This is a genomic window from Halorubrum yunnanense, assembly GCF_026586675.1.
Classification (GTDB): Archaea; Halobacteriota; Halobacteria; order Halobacteriales; family Haloferacaceae; genus Halorubrum; species Halorubrum yunnanense.
In genome coordinates this window covers 1-984 of record NZ_JAODIX010000109.1, presented here as the reverse complement: position 1 = coordinate 984, position 984 = coordinate 1, and the positions used below count along the sequence as shown (strand labels likewise).

The 984-nt window shown below is 55.1% G+C and carries 1 protein-coding gene; it reads right to left on the bottom strand.

What is annotated here, in order from left to right; translation table 11 throughout:
- Window positions 1–951, bottom strand: a 951-nt coding sequence (locus N5096_RS16095) for a transposase (RefSeq protein ID WP_267665799.1), incomplete at its 3' end; no start/stop codon positions are given.
- Window positions 952–984 lie beyond the last annotated feature (33 nt).

Sequence of the window (984 nt, the reverse complement as noted above, 5' to 3'; positions counted from 1 at the left end):
ACCCCAGCTAGCACCCTCTACGTCTCCGTTTTCGATCTCTTCGCGTGTGTTTGCCCAAGCAGCAATGTGAGTTCCATCGATCACAACGAACTCGCCGCCATGCTCGTGATCGGTAAGCAACTCGCTGCACATTGATTGGAGACAATCACGTAGCTCGTTCGGAGAGAGTTCGTCGAAGGCACGCCAGAGGGATGTCCCGTCGGGGACATCCTCTGGCTCAACGTAATCCAGTGCCTCACGGAATGAGTGGTTCCGGCGAAGACGGCGTTCGAGGGCGTCAAACGAGTCGCCCTCGAACTGCCGTAGAACAAGTGCAGCGGCACGTTCGGGCGTAATAGACTGAATCTGTGAAACAGCAACCGAGAGGAACGTAGCAATGAGCTCGTCACGGTAGAGATAGCCATCGGCATCGTCGTCGTCAGGTGTGAGATCGGTTGGCTGATCGGTTTGACGCTGAGACAGTTGGTCGTCCCGTCGGGACGGCCAACTGTGAGTGTAGACAGTAGTGTTGTTCCAGTCAGTCGCGTGGATCTCGTCATTTTCGGCTAGCTTCCGGAGTGGACGGTAGCACTGCCTTCTGAGTAGATCACGTCCTTCAGCGGGTGTAAGTCCAGATGGACGGCGGAACGCGAGGTGTTTGAGAGTGGCTTTGGTAGTTCGTTTCCGGTGGAAGACGGCGGTGCCGTCATCCACCTCCGGTCGCCAAAAGCCGTCGTGAGTAGAGCGGTGACCGACGATATGCTTGCTAGCGATGTATTTGCCGTTGTGGTTCAGCGAGGTGTAGAACGCATCTGTAGAGGAGATATGGGTGATGTACCACGCTGGCACCGAGGTGCCAGCGCGGAGTGCTTCTTTCGAAGCGACTTCACCGTGGGTTTGGAGAAACGCACGAACAGTACTCTTATGAGATTCAACCGTGTTTCGGCTTGTGTCGGATCTGGTGTTGTGCATAACATTGATCCGACTTCCTATCTAGAAAAACTG